The sequence below is a fragment of the Paraburkholderia sp. genome, from assembly GCF_049581445.1.
Classification (GTDB): domain Bacteria; phylum Pseudomonadota; class Gammaproteobacteria; order Burkholderiales; family Burkholderiaceae; genus Paraburkholderia.
The window spans coordinates 1-20,310 of sequence record NZ_JBAURZ010000318.1 but is presented as its reverse complement, the minus strand read 5'-3'; the positions used below and the strand labels follow the sequence as shown (position 1 = coordinate 20,310).

The following is a 20,310-nucleotide window of genomic DNA, read 5'->3' as shown; positions in this document are numbered from 1 at the left end:
ACCGACCGTGTGGACGCCACGTACGCCACAGCTTAATTTAGATGAACAATGGCCTAATATCAAGGAGCAACGGCTAACCGGCAGGCGAAGTACCGGGTACCCCCGTGCTAAAAACATCGATGCTTCTCGGCACACTCATTGGGTCAACCGCTGGCTCATCGTGTACGTCGTCAGCGGTAGCAAGCGCAGCATCGATTGCGCCGAGCACGGAGCGAAACTGCGCGTCGTCGATATCCTGGCGCACGCGTTGAAGACGATGCCTTGCTGCGAGCCGATTCGCGCCGGTGGCGAGATCCTGCAGTGCGCGAGCTCGCTCGATCAGCAGCATCGCCCACGGAAACGGCTCGTCGCGCATAAACTTCTCCAGCGCTTCGCAGTAGCGCAAGACGTTGTCCCAATCTGCCGCGTCGATGCAGGCCTCGATCGCGCTCACATAAAAACGCAGGACAGAACGTGCGAGACAGGGATGCGTCAACAATGCTTCGCCTTCGTGCAGGGCATGAGCCCGCTCTTTGGGGCTCGTCGCCGCGCGCGCCATCATCCCAAAGGTGGCAGCGCCGGCGAAGCCCATACCCGTTTCGCGCGAAAGGGCCAGCGCCGCGTCGATCTGATGTCGTGCATCATCGCGGCGGCCCTGTCGCAGTCGCAGATCGGCCAGTGAGAGGCGCAGCGATGATTCGAAGCGCCGGGCGCCCGAGCGCCGTGCGAGTGCGATACCGTCGAGACACGCCGGCTCCGCTTCATCGAACTGGCCTGCGTCGACGAGCACAGTGGCGAGCGTCATTAGCGCGAAGACCTGGGCTGGAACCAGGCCGACTCGCTGCGCATCGAGCCACGCGCGACGCACTTCCAATGTCGCGTCGCCGAGTTGTGCGGCGTATCTCAGGCAGTGTCCGAGCATGCAACGGTTGGGAATCTCGACCGCAATACGTCCTTGCTGAGCGCACAGCGTGACGCAGCGACGAAACGATTCGAGCGCCTGAAGCAGGTGACCTAGTTCGAGTTGCGCGTCGCCGAGACCGCTCAACGCGCGCACTTCGCATTCTGCGTCGCCGCTTTGCTTTGCATGATGCAGCGCTTGCGTGTGCTCGACCTCGCAGGCGGGCGCATCGCCGCGGGCATAGTACAGATTGCCCCGGGTGTTATGAATTTGCGAGCACTCGACATCCAGGTGCAGCTGGTTCGCGATGGTCTGCGCTTCGGAAAGCGCATCGACTGCCTGCGCAAAGTTTCCGGTTACCCGACATCCGGCCGCGACACCCATCCAGGCATGGCAGCGCTGAGTATCGTTGGCGGCCAGTTCGAGCGAGGCTCGATAGGTGTCGATCGAATCCGCTGATCGACCGGATTCGCGCAGCAACTCCGCGAACAGCAGCGAGAGTTCGCACTTCGCCACAGGCTCGCCGGCCAGGGTCATGCCGTGTTGCGCCAGCAACATCGCCGCGTCGAAACGGAACCGCTGCCTCTCGTACTTGACGGCCGACAGGTAGGCCGCAGCGGCCTCAGGATCGTGCGCGCGGTCCAGGTGCTCGGCACGCAGGACAGGATCGCTATCGCCGACCCATTGCGCCAGCTGTCTGTGCAATACGCACCGGCGACTCTTGAGAATCGACGCGTAAATGGCCTCCTGGATCAGTGCATGAGTGAACTGAAAGACGTCGCCATCCGGGCGGATCAGGTCCGCCGCGCTCAGCGCGTCGCAGTGGTCATCGTGCTTGCCGGTAAGCGTGCGCAGCGCTTCGGCCGTAAAACGCTTGCCAATGACCGACGCGGCCTGCAGCGCCATACGCTCAGGCGGCGCCAATCTGTCCATGCGCTCGAGCACGAGGCTCTGGACGGTAGGCGGCACCGCGCTCAATTCGCGCTCATGCGGCGCGCGCAGCAACTGTTCGAGGAACAGTGGATTGCCATCGGCACGGGCGACGCATTGCTGGGCGACGTCCGCCTGCACTTCGGCCCACGTGCGCGCCAGCGTAGCGGCTTCGTGAGGCTGCAGCGGCCCCAGATCCAGCGTCAAAAGTGAACGGCCCTGGAGCGCTGCGCTCCATGCCTGATCCAGCGGATCGTCCTCGATACGCGAAGTCATCAACAGAATGACCGGCGCATCCACGACGCTGCGTGCGACGGCCTGAAGTTGGCGCAGGAATTCAGCGGAGGCCCAATGCACATCTTCGATCGTCAACAGCACCGGGCGGATCCTGGCAACACGGTGTAGTACGGCGATCAGGGCATCGGTCTCGCTTTGGGAGCGAGTTGCGTTATCGATCGCGTTATAGACGGCGATCTCCGCCGCCGACAACGGCAACCCCAGCAAACACGCGAGGAACAAGCCTTCTTGCCCGACGACCAGGCCCCGTTCGAGCGCTCGCTGCAGTGCGAGCCGGCAGGCGGATTCGTCGTGGGGCGCGGCAACACCGAGCGCGGTCTTGAGCAAGGCAGGGACTGCTGCTTTGCCTCTTGCAACGCCAAAGTCCAGCACCTGCTGGATCGGGACGTCGATCCCTTGTGCCCTGGCGCGCGCTCGAACCTCGGAGACGAGTCGTGATTTACCGATGCCGGCCTGGCCGCGAATCACGATGGTGGTGCCTGTGCACGTCTGCTGTAAGCCGTCGAGCGCCGCGACGATTTGTGAGAATTCCGCTTCACGGCCTACAAACGGGGAAAGCGTGCGCGAAGCCGGACGCAAGCTCAGTACTCGCCATACGGGGACCGGCGAGCGCAGGCCTTTGACCACATGCGCGCCATGTGCTTCGACTTCGAGCAACGTTGACACCGAGCGGTACAGGTCGTCCGAAATCAGCGTTTCGCCCGCCTCGGCCAGGTCCTGAAGGCGCGAGGCGAGATTAACCGTGTCGCCTGTAATCGAATAATGCGCGGCAGTTTCGCTGCCGATCATACCGGCCACGACTTCGCCTCGCGCCACGCCGACGTGCACCCGCAGAGGCTGTCCGTGACAATCGAGCATACCCGCTGCCCTGTCGTGCATGTCGAGCGCGGCGCGTAACGCCCGCTCTGGGTCGTTGCCATGTGCGACAGGCGCGCCGAAGACCGCCATGACCGCATCGCCGATGCGGTCAAAGACTTGCCCACCATAGCGGACGACAACGATGTCCATCGCCGCATAGAAGCGGCGCAGCATGTCCTGAACCTGCTCGGGATCGCTGCTCGCGCACTGTGCAGTGAAGCCGGAAATATCGACGAACAGCACGGTGACCTGGCGACGGTCTTCGAACGTGGGAGCGGCAGTCCACGGCAGGCCGCCATCGCCATGCACCGCTGCGCCGGTTGGAAGCACAGGCGAGGGCACGGTGCCCGCGTCATTCGACGCAGGGCTAGCCGTGAGGCTCGTGCCGCATTCTTCGCAGAACTTGGCGGCGACAGAGCATTCGTGATGACACAAAGCACATTTCATCTTTCGGGCCCCGGACTGTGAATTCGGGTAGCGCGATCCGGCCCAAGGACGCCTGCGGGTGAAAACCACCCATCCTCGATGCAGCAAGCCGGTACGGACGATCCTGATGTAGGGGACACATCAATATCCTAAGATGTTTACGATAGCCCTTATCGTGGCAATGTGTTGCATTCCGATTCATTTCGTTGGTTGCGTTCGCCACACGGCGCGACCTCCAAAGGCACACAAACCGGTATTCCCGCCCGCAGCCGTTTCCAGCCGGTACGGCGACTCGCCTTCTTCGCCATTGGACTGGCAGATCAATGCGACTTTCTTTAGTGTGATCTATAAAGAATAGCGAAGCTTTAATGAAAATAAGTGAGCCATATGCTGATCATTTTCGTCGGGCCGGCCGGTTTGTTTCGCGAGGGCGTAGCACGCCTGCTCGGCGAGTTCGCGGCGGACACCGAGGTGAGATGTGCTGAGTACGGGACGGACGCTTTCGAGGAAGAGTTGAGTGCCGATCTGCTGGTACTGGACGGTGATCACAAGCGCGAAGCGATCGACGCGGCGCTCGCGTGGCGCCGCGCCATCCCGCGTTTGCCAGGCCTCGTGTTGCTGACCGGGATCGATCAGCCGACGGTCGACTCCTTCATCGCCGCGGGTGTTACGGGCTGCCTGAATAAATCCGAGTCCACGGAGGCGCTATATGGTGCGCTGCGGGTCGTGCTAGCCGGCGCCACCTATCTGCCGCCTACGTTGCTTGCGTTTGCAAACAACAGAGTCGCCCCTTCCGCGACACAAGCATCGTCACGCGCCGCCACGGCATCCGGTGGCGACGCCTGCGTGCTCACGCCACGCCAGATTGAAGTGCTGGCACTCGCGGCACGCGGGGAGTCGAACAAGTCAATCGCGCGGCAGCTCAACATTGCGGAAGGGACAGTGAAAGTGCACCTCTACACGGTGTACAAGGCACTGAAAGTCGGTAGCCGTGGGCAAGCAAGCATCGCGGCCGCGCGGCTGGAGAAAGTTGGCGATGCGCAGCTTCATCATGCACTCGATGCGCAGCTCAACATGAAACGGTTGCTCTCGCATTTATCCCCAAGCCGTTTCAGACGGGGTGAAGTGTTGTTCTACAAGGACGCGCCGAGCGATGCGCTTTACTACGTTGCGCGCGGGACGATTGGTCTTCAGGAGATCAAGGTTGAAGTGGGTGCCGGCACAATACTAGGCGAAATCGGACTTTTTTCACCGGACCATCGTCGCACTTGCACGGCCGTTTGCAAGAGCGACTGCGAGTTGCTGATGGTTTCGGCGACCGACGCCATGCGGATGTATTACCAGGACCCCGAGTTTGCGACCTTCCTGATCCGTCTTATCACGCGCCGGCTAGAGGCCGACAAATCACGTTCGAAGCAGTAACGCGAAGCCGCCAACGGCGCGGGCGTCGCCTTCCCGTCGTCTGCGCGTCTGCGCCGCCGCAGATCACGTGCTCAAGAAATTTAATTGCCTTTATAGAGTTCCTGTAGCCGTGCTGCGTCACCATTCTGCATTGAGCGCACGAGTTCCTGATAGACCTCGGCCCGGGTTTTTCCAGGTAATGCGGCAGGGCCGCCAGACATGGAAGATGCGGAGGCGTCCGGACCTTCCGAATTCACCGCGCCAGCCTGCGCTGTGGTCGTCGGAATTGCGGTGGTGTCTTGCGCGTTGGCGTGCCAGGCGCACGCGCAGAGGATTCCACCCGCGAGAAGTAGGGCTGATTTCATCTGAATCTCCTTTAGAAAACGTTGACGCAACATCCGGTTGCGACCAACCAATGCAAGCGCGCGAACCGCGTCCGGCACGGACGACCAGCCGCGCTTGCTTGCGAGCAAAGCGAGCATCGGAAGATGCGCATGGAGGTTCGTACACGCGGCAGGCTCAACCCAGTATGGTTCTCGGGTCTGGCTGTGCCTATATCACTTTGGTGGTAGGTGATCGTCAAGAAATCGACGGCGCGCATCTGCATGCATTCAATTGCGGCCCATGCGAACGTTTTATGGTTATACGTGCGAGCGCACGCTTCATCGGAAAGTGCATGAAACATGCAATTGACGCGTGCGCTATTTCGCTTCTGTCAATCAACGCTCGACAGACGGTATTCAGAACGTTCGACGAAGTTCACGGATCATGGGAAAGCTCCTTGGAAACAACGGGCGATTTCCTATACTTCGCGACATTCACAAGATCCATGTGATGTTCATCACGTCGCGATCACAAAAGGGGAGATGTGCGATGAAAGCAACTGCAAAGAAAGGCGTTCCACCCGATCAGCCGCTTCTCGACATGACGCCCTATGGATACGGTCCGGCCGATTCCGTCAGCGACGTCACCGAAAACGCTGCGATCACGCATCACACGCTGAAGCTCAACGGGCGTTCGATTGCGTATACGGCGCGAGCGGGACACCTCGTCACCACGCACACCTATAGCTCAGACCCGGGCGCCAAATTGTTCTACGTGGCCTTCACCGCCGATGGCCCCACGCCGTCTGCACGTCCTGTCACGTTTTTCTATAACGGCGGTCCAGGTTCATCGTCGGTTTTTCTGCTTCTAGGCTCATTCGGACCGCGGCGGATAAAGACGAGCATGCCGGGCTTTACCCCGCCGGCGCCTTACGCCCTCGAAGACAACCAGGACAGCTTGCTCGATCATACTGATCTGGTGTTTATCGACCCGGTGGGCACGGGTTACTCGACCGCGATCGAACCAGGCTGCAACAAGGACTTCTGGGGTGTGGACCAGGATGCTGGGTGTATCAAGCAGTTCATCAAACGTTACCTGACAGTGTTCAACCGTTGGAACTCTCCCAAGTATCTGTTTGGAGAGTCGTACGGAACGCCGCGCACCTGTGTACTCACGTGGATGCTGCATGAAGACGGCGTGGACCTGAACGGGATTGTTCTGCAGTCGTCGATTCTCGATTATTCGCAGGCGGGCAACCCGATCGGTGTCCTCCCAACTTATGCGGCTGACGCCTGGTTCCACAAGAAACTATCGGTGTCGCCGCCGCCGCGCGCTCTGCCAGGCTTCATGGACAAGGTGTGCGCGTTTGCTAGCGGCCCGTATGCGAATGCATTAGACGCGTTCCCCACTGTCGATGCCGAGGTTATGCAGCATCTGAGTGATATTCTCGGCATCCCGCCCATGGTCCTCAAGTACTGGCAGCTCAATCCGTTGACAGGAGATGGTTCGGTATACCTGACGAGTCTGTTGCTGGACGAGGGGCTTGCCGTAGGCTCCTATGACGGTCGAGTTACGGGTGTCGACACGGGCATTGCCGAATTCGTCTCGCCGGACTCGGGCAGCAACGATCCTACAATGGCCGCCGTGGGCGGCGTCTATACAGCGATGTGGAACGTGTACCTCAACGAGGAATTGCAGTACACGTCGATATCGCCGTTCATGGATCTGAACGACAAGGCTTTCGCTAACTGGGACTTCAGCCATATCGACCCAACAGGAGCCCAGCGAGGCGGAATCGGAACCCTCTACACGGCAGGCGATCTTGCTGCCGCGATGTCGGTCAATCCATATTTGCGGGTGTTTTCAGCAAACGGGTACTACGACGCAGTGACGCCATTCTTCCAGAGCTTGATCAATTTTCAGACTATGCCGGTGGGCAGCGCGCAGATTGAAAGCAACCTGACGTTCCACAAGTATCCGTCGGGCCACATGGTCTATCTCGACAATGCATCAAGAACTGCAATGAAGGCGGACCTCTCCACATTCTTTGGAGCGGCAAAAACGCATGTGGCCGCTATCAAGGAAACGGGTAAGCCCGAGCAGACGGCGGTCGCGGGTGTTGCGCGATATCGCAGGCGTTCGAGCCGCACGCCTTACTGAGCTACTGACGCGAGCGCGACGCCAAGGCAGGTACCAGAACTGCTGCTCTGCGGAGACAACCCAGAGCTAATTCCGACGTCTTTTTAATGGGTAAATCAGCGTAAATACCTTCACCGGCGACAACAGTCTGATGCAGGAATTGCCATCGATATGCAGAGGAGACAGCCCTAGAATGGCTCCAGACTCGCTTAACATTGAGATGTCAAATGCACTTACTCATTACTTGCGCATTAATCGTCCTCGCGACCGTTGTATATTTCGCGCCTACCATGATCGCCCTTCGTCGGATGAAGCAGGAGGCAGCACGGTTGCTACTCTTTAACCTGTTTCTCGGGTGGACGTTGACGGGATGGTTTGGTGCGTTGTCTTATGCGACCCGATCCCGGGGGACAGACGTTCGCACCGCCGAAAACGCAGCGCGGGAACGTCGCTGGATGCGTCAACAGAGAAGCCGCTCGCACGAATAGTGCTGCGGCTTTTTTTCGGCGCGCGGCTTTCGGCGTGACACCGTTTGTAGCTTTAGCGATTTCTCACGGCGGCACGCGCGGTTGCGCGCATCGGACGATATTTTCGTCGAGCGGATTGTGCGTCCGAGACGAAAACACTTTTCAGATTTTTCGGTTGAACGGTAATGCCAGGCGAAGCACGAGCCTAGCCGAATGGGCGACGGGTTCAGCCACCTCGCCACTGCGCTCTTTTGCTCTCATGCACGAACGATTTCGACGCCCCTTTTCTCAATTGGCTTCGTGGCAGCGACATCAGCGGAGCGCTCCACAATGATGGTTTGCGCAAGCGTGACGTCGCCAATTGCGTAAGCAGACGCCGCATTCAGTTTTTCATTGGTAGCGAGCACGACCGTTTCCGCCGATCGTGCTGCCAGTGCTCTTTTGACATACGCCTCCTCAAGATCCCCGGTACTAAGTCCAGCCGTCGCGTGTACGCCGGTTACACCCATGAAGTACATGTCCGCGTTGATATGGGACACCGCCTCGATCGCGGCCGCCCCGACCGTCACGATGGAATGCTTGTACAGCTTGCCGCCGATCACAATAACTTCGATCAACGGGTGATCGACCAATGCCACGGCAACGCTCGGGCTATGCGTCACGACAGTGGCCGATAGCGAACGTGGAAGATGCTTCACCAACTCGGCAGAGGTCGTCCCGCCGTCGATGATGACGATTTGTCCGGGCTTGACCATCAATGCGGCCGCCTTGCCAACTGCGCGCTTGCCAGACGTTTCGAGTGAACGGCGTTGGGCAAACGGAGCAACAGCTTGCGAGGCGGGTAATGCCCCGCCATGAACACGTTGCAACAGGCCTTCAGCCGCCAACTCGCGCAGATCGCGCCGGATCGTGTCCTCGGAAACGGAAAAGGCCTCTGCCAGCGCGGTGGCCTGGACCTCTCCGTCGCGGGCAAGCACATCGAGGATCGACCGCTTTCGTTGGGTAGTGAGCATAGGCTGCACGTTTTATCTTGATGTTGCACGAAATTGCACGATATCATGGACTCACGTTCAACGCCACTGGGGTGTGTCCAATGATGCAAACGAAAGATCGGATACGGATAGTCGAAACCACCGTGCTGTCCGACGACTGGTACGTGCTTAAAAAAACGACGTTCGACTTCTTGCGCTCAGATGGCGTGTGGCAACGTCAAAGCCGGGAAACCTATGACCGTGGCAACGGCGCAACTGTGCTGCTGTTCAATCGGGCGCGTCAGACGGTCGTATTGACCCGCCAGTTTCGCTTGCCCGCCTTCGTCAACGGACACGATGGCATGCTGATCGAGGCGGCCGCGGGATTGCTCGACAACGCGTCGCCAGAGGAACGCATTCGTGCAGAGGTCGAAGAGGAAACCGGATACCGCGTGCAGGAAGTCCAAAAAGTGTTCGAAGCCTTCATGAGCCCAGGCTCGGTCACGGAGAAGCTGCATTTCTTTATCGCCGAATACGATCCTTCAACCAGGGTGAGTAACGGCGGTGGAGTAGCAGAAGAAGGTGAGGACATCGAAGTGATTGAGCTGTCGCTCGGCGATGCCCTCGCGGCTGTGCGTCGGGGAGAAATCGTGGACGGAAAGACAATCCTGCTTTTGCAGCACGTGGCGCTACGTGTGTCCGACGGGCTGGATCCCGAGCGTTGAGACCTTGTCGAGATGGTCAAGATGGGCCAGCCTACGCTGCGCGCGCAGCGCGATTGACGAAAGCCAGGAGACCGTCAACTCGTCCGGATTGCTCGTCCTCGCGCTCTTGCGGTTCGTGGACGATGGGATTTATGCCACGGCCATTGAAACAAATCGGCGTTTCTGTAACGGAAATCAAGCCCTTTCTATCTCGCCGTGGAGCGGCTGGACTTCACGGCAGAAGGGCGTTGGCTGTGGTCAATAACGCAACTAACGGTCAATCCCGTACGGCGCCATCGGATTGCGCGACGATCGTCCCCGAGCATCCCGGGTAAACCGCCGCGTGACGCGCCGCGGCTACTCAGGCAAGAGGCCAATAAGCGACTCAGCGCTTACCGTCAAGCAAATCGCCGAGAAGATCGTCGAAGGCGGCTTGTGCATCTTCCAGTTCTTGCAGTGCGGCGTCGAAAGTTTGCAGCGCGAACTGCGAAGGCTGTCCCGTTCCGGCTGGCGGAAATTGCGATTGCAGCGACGCGAACGCCGACTTGACTCGTTGGGTGGCCGTCAACACGCGCTCCATGGCGGCGGTTTCTTCGGCTCGCGCCTGTTCGTGATTCATGGGAAAAACTCCATAGTTCGTCGGGCTTTGAGGCCAAGGCGCTCACTATGCCATGACTGAGGCGCATGGCATGGGTGACGTGCATGCTGCGTTCGCGCGATCCCCGCGTTGCCGCTCAGATGAGCGGCAGACCGCCATTGGCTTTCACTTCGCGCAACGAAAGCGCCGACTCCACCGACGTCACGCCCGGCAAGCTGCGCATTTCGTCGCGCATGAAAGTGCCGTAGTCGTCGAGATCACGTGCAACCACCTGAAGCACATAGTCGGCGCTGCCCGACACATTGTGGCAAGACAGGATGCGTGAGATGGCCTGCACCTCGCGCTCAAAACGCGTGGCGACCGCGCGGTCATGGACCGCAAAACGGACGTAAACGAACGCGACCACGCCAAAGCCGAGGGCGGAACGTGACAGCATGGCGCGGTACTGGTCGATGTAGCCGTCGTTCTCCAGACGCTTGAGGCGGCGGGCACACGGTGTCTCGCTCAGGCCGACGGTTTCGGCAAGTCGTGCGTTCGACATGCGTCCGTCATTCTGCAGCGCCGAGAGGATGGCGCGGTCGACTTTATCGAGGTCGTTCATCGTGAGGGGAAAGATTCATGGCGAAACGAAATATTAGCGTATTCCGCTATTTTTGAACGTAGATTTCACGTAATTCGCCAGTAATCTCTCATCGGACGATAGCAAGATAGAGGCCTCAAAACGTGAGGTTTACATGATTTCCGCGCATCTTCTGGTCGTCTATATCGCCGCCTTGTTTGTTGTCTACGCCGTGCCCGGCCCGGACATGGCACTCGTGTTACAGACGAGCATTGGACGGGGCGCACGCACGGGTTTTGCCGCCGCGGGCGGGCTGGGAATTTCGCGGGCCACGCACGTCACCTTGTCGGCCTGCGGGGTGGCTGCGCTGTTGCGCAGCGCGCCTTGGCTCTACGAAGTCGTACGGTATGGCGGGGCTGTCTACCTGGGATGGATCGCGTTGCAGATTTTTCGCTCGCCCGTCTTTGCGTTGCCGGCGGGCGAGGTCGTGACTGCCGGAGCGCGGCCGCTGCGGACCGCTTTCGTCAAGGGACTGCTGACTAACCTGCTGAATCCAAAGGCCTTACTGTTCTGCTCAGTCTTGTTGCCGCAATTCGTACGGCCCGAAGCGGGTCCGGTCGCGCTGCAGATGATCGAGTTGGGCGTGATCCTCGTGGCAACCGGCGCGTGTTTCGACGTGGCGTATGCGATCGGGGCGGCGCGCATCGCGGACTGGATGCGCTCGCATCCGCTCGCGCAGACGATACAGCGTTGGGCCTTCTCGGCGGCGCTGATTGGTTTCGCGCTGCGCCTGTCGTTCGACTAGGCTTGGCGGCACGGCCGCGTGTCCCGGATGCGTTGTGGTGACTCTCGTACCGACGCTATGCCACGAGCCAAGTGATTGTGTTAATAAGGGCGATAGAAGAAGCGGCTCACGATAGCTGTCCGCCAAACCACGCCCCGTCACTCCAATAACCTGGCTTCGATGAAGACTTTTTTGCTGTATGTCGTGACCGCCGTCGCCGAGATTCTGGGCTGCTATCTGCCGTGGCGCTGGCTGAAGGAGGGCGGCTCCGCGTGGCTGCTCGTGCCCGGCGCGCTTAGCCTTGCGGCCTTCGCCTGGCTTCTGACCCTGCACGGTGCCGCTGCCGGCCGCGTCTACGCCGCATACGGCGGCGTCTACGTGGCGGTAGCGATTTTGTGGCTCTGGTGGGTCGAGCAGGTGCGCCCCAGTTTGTGGGACCTCGCTGGCGTCGCACTTACGCTAGCTGGAATGGGCATCATCGCTTTCCAGCCGCGCGTTTGACGCGCGCCGCGTGAGCATGCGGCGCTCATTTCAGGCTTAACGGCCGCCCAAAAAGTCGAGCTTGCCAAGTTCCACGCCGTGGTGGCGCAGGATGTCGTATGCCGTCGTCACGTGAAAGTAGAAATTGGGCATCGCGAAATGCAGCAGATAGTTGACGCCGGTAAATTCAATCGGGCCACTGCGCATCTTTAGCGTGACCGGACGCTCTTCCGAGCCGTCGATCTGCGCTGCATTGAATTCCTGCAGGTAATCAATCGTTTTCTGGATACGGGCGTGAAGTTCTTCGAACGTTGTTTCGACGTCGTCGTACTTGGGCGGCTCGACGCCGGCAAGACGCGCCGCGCAGCCCTTGGCCGTGTCGGTCGTGATGTAGACCTGGCGCGCGAGCGGCAACATGTCCGGGAAGAGTCGCGCGTTGATGAACACGGACGGGTCGATCTGCTTTTCAGCGGCGTGCGCTTCGGCCTTGCCGAGAATGGCTTGCAGGCTGGTCAGGCCGCGCACGAGCACGGGCAAGGAAGCTTGATACATCGAAATGGACATGGAACGTTCCTCTGATTCTCTCGGATTCTTCGACGCGCGTGCATCAAGCCCGCGCGAGGCAATGCAACGGCTATATCGTCGCTGCAGCATCATAGCGCGCCTCGTGCGGTAATGACATTGGCCATCCGGACGACTGTCCTGCGATCTGGAACTGTGTTGGAATGGATTTGTCGGACGGCTTGACGATGTCCTTGAAACCAGTATCCCCGGCGCGCGTTGCCGCAGTACATTGATGCGGCGACGCGAGTTCTGTCGGGACTAACGCGAACCTCGTGAGCCTCGCGAGGCAACGCATCCAGGAGTATCGAGCTATGGCCAAGCACCCGTTGCAAGGAAGTGAGCGCAAAGCAGTAGAAGGTTCAACCGTTGTTGGACACTGCGATCCCGCGGAGCGGATCGAAGTCCAGGTGATCCTGCGCCGGCCCGCGCAGGAGAAGTTCGACGCATTGCTGGACAAGATCGAAACGGGCGATCCGGGCGTCAAGCCGTTGTCGCGCGAAGCGTATGCCAAGGAGTTCGGCGCGGCGGCCGACGACATGGCGAAGGTCAAGGCGTTTGCCACGCAGGCCGGCCTGACCGTGGTCCGTGAAGATGCGGCGTCGCGCAAGGTCATACTGGCCGGAACGATCGCACAGTTCCAGGCCGCGTTCGACGTTCAACTGCAGCATTACCAGCATCATTCCATCGGCCAGTATCGCGGCAGAACTGGCGTTATCAGTCTGCCCGACACGCTTTCCGGCGTCGTGACGGCAGTGCTTGGTCTCGACAACCGGCCGCAGGCGCGTCCGCATTTCCGTATCCGGCCGCCGTTTCATCCGGCGAAGACGCCGGCGCCGAGTTCCTTCACGCCACTGCAGGTCGCTGCGCTCTACCAGTTCCCTGAGGGCGACGGCAGCGGGCAGTGCGTGGGCATCGTCGAACTGGGCGGCGGCTATAAGACATCGGATCTGAAAACCTACTTCTCGGGGCTCGGCGTAGCTTCGCCAACCGTGGTATCGGTCGGGGTGGATGAGGGCAGCAACAAGCCCACGGGTGACCCGAGTGGCCCGGACGGCGAGGTCACACTTGATATCGAAGTGGTCGGCGCAGTCGCGCCGGGCGCGAAAATCGCCGTCTACTTCACGACGAATACAGACTCCGGTTTTATCGATGCGGTAACGAATGCCGTTCACGACACCACGAATAATCCTTCGGTCATTTCGATCAGTTGGGGCGGCCCTGAGTCGGCATGGACGTCGCAGTCGCTGCAGGCTTTCAATAGTGCGCTGCAAGCAGCGGCGACGATGGGTGTGACGGTCTGCGTGGCATCCGGCGACAGCGGCTCGAGCGACGGCTCCGGGGGCACGGTGGTCGATTTTCCGGCGTCGAGCCCGTATGTACTGGCATGCGGCGGCACCAAGCTGACTGCGTCGGGGGATACCATCACGCATGAGGTGGCGTGGAACGACGGCACGCAGGGTGGTTCAACCGGCGGCGGTGTTAGCGCGGCGTTTGCGGTACCGACCTGGCAGAAAGGCTTGTCCTCCACCAGCGCGAAGGGTGTAAAAACGGCACTGACGGGACGCGGGGTGCCGGACGTTGCCGGCGACGCCTCACCGGAGTCGGGCTACAACGTGCTGATAGACGGTTCGCAGACGGTGGTGGGCGGCACCAGCGCGGTGGCGCCCTTGTGGGCGGCGCTGATCGCCCGCATCAATGCGGCCAACGGATCGCCGGCAGGTTTCATCAACCCAAAGCTGTATCAGACGCCGAGCGCTTTGCGCGACATCACGCAAGGCAACAACGGCGCTTTTGAAGCGACTCCTGGATGGGACGCGTGCACGGGGCTTGGTAGCCCCAATGGTCAGAAAGTCGCGGCCGCACTATAGTCACGCGAGCAGGCGCCGGCGACGCCGGCGCTTGTTGCACACTTGTTGCACACCTGTTCCGCGTTTGCCAGTACGGTGGCGCCTCGCCTGATACGACGCTTGTACGGCGCGTCCATGTCACACACGACCTAAAACGAATCCGATGGAGCGATCATGACGAACACCGAGTCAGCTTCCGGCAGTCCGCAGTCGTCTCACAACTCTCACGCGGCGCCCGCACACGCGTCGATGGCCGCGAGCGCGGCGCATCACGCAGGCGACCAGCCGTTCTTCGATCCGGTTGCCTACGGCAACGGACCGAACGACTCCGTCACCGATACGAGCGAAAACGCCGCTGTCACAAAACATTCAATCGTGATCGGTGGACGCAAGATTGCTTACACGGCGACGGCGGGCCACCTCGTGACAGTCGACCCGAGCAGTTCGGTGCCCGACGCGAAGATGTTCTACGTGGCGTTCACAGAGGACGGTCAGAAAGAGGACAGCCGCCCGGTTACGTTTTTCTATAACGGTGGCCCGGGCTCGTCGTCGGTATTCGTCTTGCTCGGCTCGTTCGCGCCGCGCCGCATCAAGACGGCCATGCCCAGTTTCACGCCGCCCGCGCCGTATTCGATGGAAGACAACCCGGACAGCATGATCGACAAGAGCGATCTGGTGTTTATCAATCCGGTCGGCACCGGCTATTCGGCGGCGATTGCACCCAGCAAAAACCGCGATTTCTGGGGCGTGGACCAGGACGCCAATTCGATCAAACAGTTCATCAAGCGCTTTCTCACCAAGAACAACCGCTGGAACTCGCCGAAGTTTCTGTATGGCGAGTCGTACGGCACGGCGCGCAGTTGCGTGCTCGCCTACCTGCTGCACGAAGATGGCGTCGACCTGAACGGCATTACGCTGCAATCGTCGATTCTGGACTACACGCAGTCGGGCAATCCGGTTGGCGCTTTACCTACCGCCGCCGCTGATGCCTGGTATCACAAGAAACTCGGGGTGGCGCCGACACCGAAGAATCTCGGCACATTCGCCGAGGAAGTGGCACAGTTCGCGCGTACCGACTACCTCGCGGCCTTGCGCAAAGTACCGGCTACCGATTCGGCCACGGTGGAAAAGCTTAGTGAGTACACCGGTATCGACAAGCCCACGCTGCTCGCGTGGAGCCTGGACATTGCCGACTACGACAGCCGCGGCAATTCGCTCTTTCTGACCACATTGCTCAAGTCGAAGGGACTGGCGCTGGGCGAGTACGACGGGCGGGTCACGGCCATTGAGACAGGCATCGCCGGGAAGATCAATCCGAACTCCGGTGGCAACGATCCGACCATGACTGCTGTGACCGGCGTCTACACGACCATGTGGAACGTCTATCTGAACGAGCAGTTGCTGTACACGTCAAATTCGGCCTTTACCGATCTGAACGACCAGGCTTTCCAGTACTGGGACTTTAGCCATATCGATCCGACCGGCGCGCAGAAGGGCGTGGATTCGAAAGGCAACGTCATTCTCTACACGGCGGGCGATCTCGCGGCCGTGATGGCGCTCAACCCGGACCTCAAGGTGCTGTCGGCAAACGGCTTCTACGATTTCGTGACACCGTTCTATCAGACCGTGATCGATTTGCAGAGGATGCCGCTAGTCAGCGCCGAGGTGCGACAAAATCTGTCCGCGCGGTTCTATCCTTCGGGGCACATGGTTTATCTCGACGGGCCCTCACGTACCGCGCTGAAGGCGGATGTCGCCAAGATGTATGACGCAACCGTGACGAACACCGCGGCAGTGAGCAGGATTCGCGCGTTGCAGGCTCGCAAGACGAGTAAGGCGAATTAGCGGGTTTGCTAAGCTAGACGAGTTAGGCGAGAGGCGAGTGAGTTGGAGCATAGAGCGATGGCTCATAGCTGACGTGTTGCCGCCAACTGTGGCCGCTCGCTGGATGGTGTGACACGTCGAATCGCGACGGATGCGGCGCATGCCGTACCCGTCGCGTTCAAATCGCGCGCAAATAACCGATGCGTGCGCAACGAGCGGCACGTTCTTTGACGGCCATGTCTCGGCTTTGAAGTTGCGCTTTCCCAGCATGTGGGCTCGAATTGTACGTAAGGGTATTGGATGTGTTTTAATCGTGTTGCGAATTCACTATTCCGCGTCACAACATGGCGCGCCGACGGATGATCGAAGGAAAGGCAAGCACGCGCGGCGCAACGCAGCGCGTCACAGAATCAAACTCCCCCTGCGCACCGGCGCGCGTGTATCAGCGAGATGCCGCGCGGATGGCCCGTATCAGTCTGGTGGTGCTGCTTGGCGCGACGGCAGGATTGCGCGCCGGCCAGGCGACGGCACAGGACGCATCGATGCTCGATGAGCGCGTGACCCAGCAGTCGATCGCGCACACCATCTGCCGTCCCGATTATGTCGACGCGGTTTCCCCACCGATCAACGTGATGATGGATCACAAGGCGCGTTTGCTCGCCGAACGCGGCATCAACGCGGATGCCGGCGTGGGGTATGCGCTCGACCGGCGTGTCCCGGTTCTCCTCGGTGGTGCACCGGATGCGCCCGCCAACTTCGACCTGCTGCCGTGGGCGGGGGATCAGGGAGAACGTCGCAAGGCGCGGCTTACCGTGCATCTGAAGCACTGCGTCTGCGAAGGCAAGATGAGCCTGAGCGATGCGCAGGCGACGATCGTCGGCAACTGGTCTGCCACTTACCCGGGCTTCGGCCAGAACTCGTGCAAGATCAGTGGCGTGAACGTCGCGACCGGCAGCCACGATGGCGAGCCCTGATGCCACGCACGTTGCAGAGCCGGCTGTGTTCCGAAATGCGCATCTGCACCTCTATCCCCGAAACGTTGCATACTTGCGCAAGCGCGCGGGTTAGGTATTGTCCGCTCGATTATTCAGGTACAGTTCACCGACGGGCACGAAATTCGAAGGGGATATAAAAATGATTGCCTTTTATGTGGCGTTGGCTGTGCTTGGAACGGCCCTCATCAGCAATGCAGCGGCGGCGCAAGCCAGCAAGCGATCGAGCCTGCAGCCTGTGCGAATTCGTAGCTCGGAGCGTCGCCAGCGCTAAAACGGTGCAACCATGAACCTGTTCGTCTGGAACATTCCCGAAGCGAGTACCGAGCAGGAAGTGCGCGAGTTTCTCGAGCATGAACTGGGTCACTATGCGAAAAGCGTGACCGTGAACGAGGCGGGCACACCCAGGGCTCATGCAACGGTCGAACTTCTTTCGGACGGGCCGTACATCGGGGAAGTTATCGCACGCGAATTGCAACACAAGCTGTTGCGCGGCGCCCGGCTGGAGGTGAGCGCCGAGCTGTTCGGCGGTGAAGAGCCACCATCGCGGGGATGAGCTAGCGGCCGTATCACGCGAGACATCGGACTAAGTTTCAGCAGGCCAGTCGAACGGTGTGTACGGCAATGCGCGTTTGTGTCGCGTGGCTTCGTAAAAGCGCAGCACAGTTTCATACGCCGTTGCGCTGACCGGCTTGCCTTCGAGAAAGTCGTCAATGACGTCGTACGGAATGCCGTATGCATCTTCGTCGGGACGTTGCGGGCGCAACATTTCGAGGTCGGCAGTGGGGACCTTTTGGGTGAGCGCATCGGGCGCGCCCAATGCACGCGCGAGCGCGCGCACTCTCCGTTTGTTGAGTCCCGTGAGCGGCAGGATGTCGGCGCCGCCGTCGCCAAACTTCGTGAAAAATCCCATTACCGATTCCGCCGCGTGGTCCGTGCCGATCACCACGCCAGCCCGCGCGCCTGCGACCGCATACTGGGCGATCATCCGTTGCCGGGCCTTGATATTGCCGTGTACGAAGTCCTGTTGCGCGTGGTCAGCGAAGCGCTGGCCGCTGGCGGTCAATGCAGCGAGCATGGCATCGGCTGCGGGCTTGACGTCGATACTCAGATTCTCATCAGCCCGAATGAAGGCGAGTGCCTGCTGCGCGTCGGCTTCGTCTTGCTGGATGCCATACGGCAGACGCACCGCGACGAATCGCGCGTCGTAGTGAGCGGTGCGCAGACGCTCGACAGCTATTTGCGCGAGGCGTCCCGCCGTCGTGGAGTCGACACCGCCGCTAATGCCAAGCACATAAGTCTTCAGGCCGCTCGTGCGCAGATACTGCATGAGGAAAGCGACGCGCCGCTCGATTTCGCGCTCTGCGTCGAAATCCCAGCTGACATGCATCTCCGTTGCGATGCGTCGTTGCCGTTCAGCCGAATCCTGTTGCGTCATGGAATGCATACATATCCCCCTATCTGGTTCAAGTCAGACAACAGGTTAAATTGCCCACGGTTGAACCATTAAACCCCGAAGCTGTATGTCAAATAAATGTCAGCTATTAAAGGTGCGGCGTAGTGCAACTGGCTTGCGGGTTGATCGACAGAATCTGATGTGCTGAGTAATATCGTGTTGATGCATAAACGGCATGAGCTTCTAGATAATCGATGATAGGCAGGTTTGCTCAAATACACGATGAACCAACAGAAATGGTGGGGCCTGCGTGTGCAAAGCGAAGCGATTGATCGGGCTGGAATAAAAACAAACGCTATGGGCCGTCAACAGCATTCCGCGAATATAAGCCGGATGGTAAGTGCCGTGTTATGGGCTCTATCGTGCGGGGTGGCCTTCGGCGCCACTACGCCGCCGAACGGGGCGCCACTGGTCGATTTATCCGCTTCGGCGGTGGCGGCGCCCGATGCGGCAGGCGCGGTCGATCCGCGTCGCGCTTTGCTGTTGCGGGCCGCGTTCGCGCGTACCGTGACACGTCGCCTGCAGGTGCCCGCCGCAGCCCAGCACGAATACGGCGAGCGCCTCGAGGCCGCGCTGCAGGGTGATCAGCTAGGCAATCTGTCCGGCGAATATGTCGTGTTGGTCGATCGTTGCGCCAACGTTCAGGCGCTGTTCATCTATTTCAGGGCCACGCCTGCTGACAAATGGGTGATGATCGGCGCGTCGCCGGTAGCGACCGGGCGGCCCGGTGAATTCGATCATTTCATCACGCCGCTGGGGGTATTCGAACACACGCCCGACAACATGGATTTCCGCGCGGAAGGCACCATGAATCAGAACGGGATTCGCGGTTATGGGAAACGGGATATGCGGATTTTCGATCTCGGCTGGGCGCAGGGCGAGCGTGGCTGGGGCAAAGGCGGCATGTCGCAGATGCGTTTCCAGATGCACGCCACGGATCCCGACAAACTCGAACCGCTACTTGGGATTCGCCATTCGAAAGGCTGCGTGCGTATTCCTGCTTCGTTGAATGTGTTCCTCGATCACTACGGCATTCTCGATGCCGAGTATGAAGCGCTGGTGGAGTCGGGCAAGTCGTTATGGGTGCTGCATTCGGATCGTCAGGTGACGCCTTGGGCGGGACGGTACATCGTGGTTGTCGATTCGGAGCGCAAGACGCGTCCCGGTTGGTCGCCCGGACCTGGCGGCAAGGCGCGCGCGCGGGTTCCCGCTGCGGCCGATACGGCGGATTGAACGGCAGTATCAGCGAGCTTCATAAGCCCGCTCGGCCAGCAGGCTCCAAAGCAAATGTATCAGGAGCGCGCCAGCAACACCCCCAGCAGCGCGACCACGAAACCCGCAATCTGCACGGGCAGCAGCGTTTCGCCGAACCCCAGGTAGCCCTCAAGCGCCGCAAGCGGCGGTGCGAGGAAAAGAAGCGCGGTAGCCCGTGCGGCGTCGCCGCGCCGGACCATCCACACCAGCAATGTTACGCTGATACCGGACAGCATCACGATGCCCCACGCAAGCGATGCCCAGAGCGTCGGCCCCGCAATCCAGCGATGCTCGCCAAGAGCCAGCGCAAGGATCGCGGCAACGATGGCCGCTCCGAAATTCTGCACGGCGCTGGCACTGCGAATATCGGCCCGCGCCAGCGAGGTCTTCTGAAACAGCGTGCCCGCCGTGATCGCCCCGACCGCCAGGATCGATACAGCAACCACTAGCCATCCGGGCGCCTGACCGTGCGGCACGGCGGGTGCGCCGGCTGAGAGCCTCGGTAGCAGCACCAGCACAACGCCCACGAGCCCCAGCGTCATGCCGGTCCAGCCC

At 60.4% G+C, this 20,310-nt stretch carries 19 protein-coding genes; 11 read left to right on the top strand and 8 right to left on the bottom strand.

Annotated features, from left to right (window positions below; all coding sequences use genetic code 11):
- Positions 1-73 precede the first annotated feature (73 nt).
- Entirely contained in the window at positions 74-3,412 is a 3,339-nt protein-coding gene (locus WCA85_RS26670; RefSeq protein ID WP_424067860.1) for an adenylate/guanylate cyclase domain-containing protein, read from the bottom strand.
- A gap of 366 nt (positions 3,413-3,778) precedes the next feature.
- On the opposite strand from WCA85_RS26670, the gene WCA85_RS26665 reads away from it, so the two are divergent.
- A complete protein-coding gene (locus tag WCA85_RS26665) occupies positions 3,779-4,813 on the top strand; it encodes a LuxR C-terminal-related transcriptional regulator (protein WP_424067881.1) in 1,035 nt (344 codons plus the stop codon).
- 80 nt (positions 4,814-4,893) lie between these two features.
- Here WCA85_RS26665 and WCA85_RS26660 read toward each other — a convergent pair whose 3' ends face one another.
- Positions 4,894-5,157 carry a hypothetical protein gene (locus WCA85_RS26660; protein ID WP_424067859.1) on the bottom strand — a complete coding sequence of 88 codons (264 nt, stop codon included), beginning with the start codon at positions 5,155-5,157 and terminating at the stop codon, positions 4,894-4,896.
- Positions 5,158-5,665: 508 nt separating this feature from the next.
- Between WCA85_RS26660 and WCA85_RS26655 the strand changes: the two genes are divergently transcribed.
- Both WCA85_RS26655 and WCA85_RS26650 read left to right on the top strand, forming a co-directional pair.
- Positions 5,666-7,276 carry a S10 family peptidase gene (locus WCA85_RS26655; protein ID WP_424067858.1) on the top strand — a complete coding sequence of 537 codons (1,611 nt, stop codon included), beginning with the start codon at positions 5,666-5,668 and terminating at the stop codon, positions 7,274-7,276.
- Positions 7,277-7,482: 206 nt separating this feature from the next.
- A complete protein-coding gene (locus WCA85_RS26650; RefSeq protein WP_424067857.1) occupies positions 7,483-7,743 on the top strand; it encodes a superinfection immunity protein in 261 nt (86 codons plus the stop codon).
- A 236-nt stretch (positions 7,744-7,979) separates the two neighbouring features.
- On the opposite strand, the gene WCA85_RS26645 is transcribed toward WCA85_RS26650, so the two are convergent.
- Complete coding sequence (locus WCA85_RS26645; protein ID WP_424067856.1) at positions 7,980-8,735, bottom strand: DeoR/GlpR family DNA-binding transcription regulator; 756 nt, start codon at positions 8,733-8,735, stop codon at positions 7,980-7,982.
- An 80-nt stretch (positions 8,736-8,815) separates the two neighbouring features.
- Between WCA85_RS26645 and WCA85_RS26640 the strand changes: the two genes are divergently transcribed.
- Complete coding sequence (locus WCA85_RS26640; protein ID WP_424067855.1) at positions 8,816-9,418, top strand: NUDIX domain-containing protein; 603 nt, start codon at positions 8,816-8,818, stop codon at positions 9,416-9,418.
- 364 nt (positions 9,419-9,782) lie between these two features.
- Here WCA85_RS26640 and WCA85_RS26635 read toward each other — a convergent pair whose 3' ends face one another.
- Together WCA85_RS26635 and WCA85_RS26630 are read right to left on the bottom strand one after the other, a co-directional pair.
- Positions 9,783-10,016 (bottom strand): hypothetical protein, encoded by a 234-nt coding sequence (locus WCA85_RS26635; protein WP_424067854.1) that lies wholly within the window; start codon positions 10,014-10,016, stop codon positions 9,783-9,785.
- Between the two features lie 115 nt (positions 10,017-10,131).
- Positions 10,132-10,596: an Lrp/AsnC family transcriptional regulator gene (locus WCA85_RS26630; protein WP_424067853.1), complete on the bottom strand. Its 465-nt coding sequence runs from the start codon at positions 10,594-10,596 to the stop codon at positions 10,132-10,134.
- Positions 10,597-10,729: 133 nt separating this feature from the next.
- Here WCA85_RS26630 and WCA85_RS26625 point away from each other — a divergent pair, with 133 nt between their 5' ends.
- Complete coding sequence (locus WCA85_RS26625; protein WP_424067852.1) at positions 10,730-11,359, top strand: LysE family translocator; 630 nt, start codon at positions 10,730-10,732, stop codon at positions 11,357-11,359.
- 159 nt (positions 11,360-11,518) lie between these two features.
- Entirely contained in the window at positions 11,519-11,839 is a 321-nt protein-coding gene (locus WCA85_RS26620; RefSeq protein ID WP_424067851.1) for a YnfA family protein, read from the top strand.
- 36 nt (positions 11,840-11,875) lie between these two features.
- Here WCA85_RS26620 and WCA85_RS26615 read toward each other — a convergent pair whose 3' ends face one another.
- Entirely contained in the window at positions 11,876-12,382 is a 507-nt protein-coding gene (locus tag WCA85_RS26615) for a DUF1993 domain-containing protein (RefSeq protein ID WP_424067850.1), read from the bottom strand.
- Positions 12,383-12,693: 311 nt separating this feature from the next.
- Between WCA85_RS26615 and WCA85_RS26610 the strand changes: the two genes are divergently transcribed.
- From WCA85_RS26610 to WCA85_RS26595, 4 genes are all read left to right on the top strand, one after another.
- Positions 12,694-14,250: a S53 family peptidase gene (locus tag WCA85_RS26610; RefSeq protein WP_424067849.1), complete on the top strand. Its 1,557-nt coding sequence runs from the start codon at positions 12,694-12,696 to the stop codon at positions 14,248-14,250.
- 153 nt (positions 14,251-14,403) lie between these two features.
- Positions 14,404-16,074 carry a S10 family peptidase gene (locus tag WCA85_RS26605; RefSeq protein WP_424067848.1) on the top strand — a complete coding sequence of 557 codons (1,671 nt, stop codon included), beginning with the start codon at positions 14,404-14,406 and terminating at the stop codon, positions 16,072-16,074.
- Positions 16,075-16,514: 440 nt separating this feature from the next.
- Positions 16,515-17,027, top strand: coding sequence for a hypothetical protein (locus WCA85_RS26600; RefSeq protein ID WP_424067847.1), 513 nt, complete (start codon positions 16,515-16,517; stop codon positions 17,025-17,027).
- Between the two features lie 304 nt (positions 17,028-17,331).
- Positions 17,332-17,601 carry an RNA recognition motif domain-containing protein gene (locus tag WCA85_RS26595; RefSeq protein ID WP_424067846.1) on the top strand — a complete coding sequence of 90 codons (270 nt, stop codon included), beginning with the start codon at positions 17,332-17,334 and terminating at the stop codon, positions 17,599-17,601.
- Positions 17,602-17,631: 30 nt separating this feature from the next.
- Here the strand turns inward: WCA85_RS26595 and nadE are convergent, their stop codons facing one another.
- Entirely contained in the window at positions 17,632-18,483 is an 852-nt protein-coding gene (gene nadE, locus WCA85_RS26590) for an ammonia-dependent NAD(+) synthetase (protein ID WP_424067880.1), read from the bottom strand.
- 351 nt (positions 18,484-18,834) lie between these two features.
- Between nadE and WCA85_RS26585 the strand changes: the two genes are divergently transcribed.
- On the top strand, positions 18,835-19,734 hold the full coding sequence (locus WCA85_RS26585; protein WP_424067879.1) for a L,D-transpeptidase: 900 nt from the start codon (positions 18,835-18,837) through the stop codon (positions 19,732-19,734).
- 59 nt (positions 19,735-19,793) lie between these two features.
- On the opposite strand, the gene WCA85_RS26580 is transcribed toward WCA85_RS26585, so the two are convergent.
- On the bottom strand, positions 19,794-20,310 hold a 517-nt coding region (locus tag WCA85_RS26580), incomplete at its 5' end, for an EamA family transporter (RefSeq protein ID WP_424067845.1).

Excerpts from the sequence above, each read along its gene's own strand:
- WCA85_RS26625 (WP_424067852.1), top strand. The coding sequence starts at position 10,730 with ATGATTTCCGCGCATCTTCTGGTCGTCTATATCGCCGCCTTGTTTGTT.
- WCA85_RS26630 (WP_424067853.1), bottom strand. The coding sequence starts at position 10,596 with ATGAACGACCTCGATAAAGTCGACCGCGCCATCCTCTCGGCGCTGCAG.
- WCA85_RS26610 (WP_424067849.1), top strand. The coding sequence starts at position 12,694 with ATGGCCAAGCACCCGTTGCAAGGAAGTGAGCGCAAAGCAGTAGAAGGT.
- nadE (WP_424067880.1), bottom strand. The coding sequence starts at position 18,483 with ATGACGCAACAGGATTCGGCTGAACGGCAACGACGCATCGCAACGGAG.
- WCA85_RS26655 (WP_424067858.1), top strand. The coding sequence starts at position 5,666 with ATGAAAGCAACTGCAAAGAAAGGCGTTCCACCCGATCAGCCGCTTCTC.
- WCA85_RS26670 (WP_424067860.1), bottom strand. The coding sequence starts at position 3,412 with ATGAAATGTGCTTTGTGTCATCACGAATGCTCTGTCGCCGCCAAGTTC.
- WCA85_RS26600 (WP_424067847.1), top strand. The coding sequence starts at position 16,515 with ATGGCCCGTATCAGTCTGGTGGTGCTGCTTGGCGCGACGGCAGGATTG.
- WCA85_RS26620 (WP_424067851.1), top strand. The coding sequence starts at position 11,519 with ATGAAGACTTTTTTGCTGTATGTCGTGACCGCCGTCGCCGAGATTCTG.
- WCA85_RS26660 (WP_424067859.1), bottom strand. The coding sequence starts at position 5,157 with ATGAAATCAGCCCTACTTCTCGCGGGTGGAATCCTCTGCGCGTGCGCC.
- WCA85_RS26645 (WP_424067856.1), bottom strand. The coding sequence starts at position 8,735 with ATGCTCACTACCCAACGAAAGCGGTCGATCCTCGATGTGCTTGCCCGC.
- WCA85_RS26635 (WP_424067854.1), bottom strand. The coding sequence starts at position 10,016 with ATGAATCACGAACAGGCGCGAGCCGAAGAAACCGCCGCCATGGAGCGC.
- WCA85_RS26605 (WP_424067848.1), top strand. The coding sequence starts at position 14,404 with ATGACGAACACCGAGTCAGCTTCCGGCAGTCCGCAGTCGTCTCACAAC.
- WCA85_RS26640 (WP_424067855.1), top strand. The coding sequence starts at position 8,816 with ATGATGCAAACGAAAGATCGGATACGGATAGTCGAAACCACCGTGCTG.
- WCA85_RS26665 (WP_424067881.1), top strand. The coding sequence starts at position 3,779 with ATGCTGATCATTTTCGTCGGGCCGGCCGGTTTGTTTCGCGAGGGCGTA.
- WCA85_RS26615 (WP_424067850.1), bottom strand. The coding sequence starts at position 12,382 with ATGTCCATTTCGATGTATCAAGCTTCCTTGCCCGTGCTCGTGCGCGGC.
- WCA85_RS26650 (WP_424067857.1), top strand. The coding sequence starts at position 7,483 with ATGCACTTACTCATTACTTGCGCATTAATCGTCCTCGCGACCGTTGTA.
- WCA85_RS26585 (WP_424067879.1), top strand. The coding sequence starts at position 18,835 with ATGGTAAGTGCCGTGTTATGGGCTCTATCGTGCGGGGTGGCCTTCGGC.
- WCA85_RS26595 (WP_424067846.1), top strand. The coding sequence starts at position 17,332 with ATGAACCTGTTCGTCTGGAACATTCCCGAAGCGAGTACCGAGCAGGAA.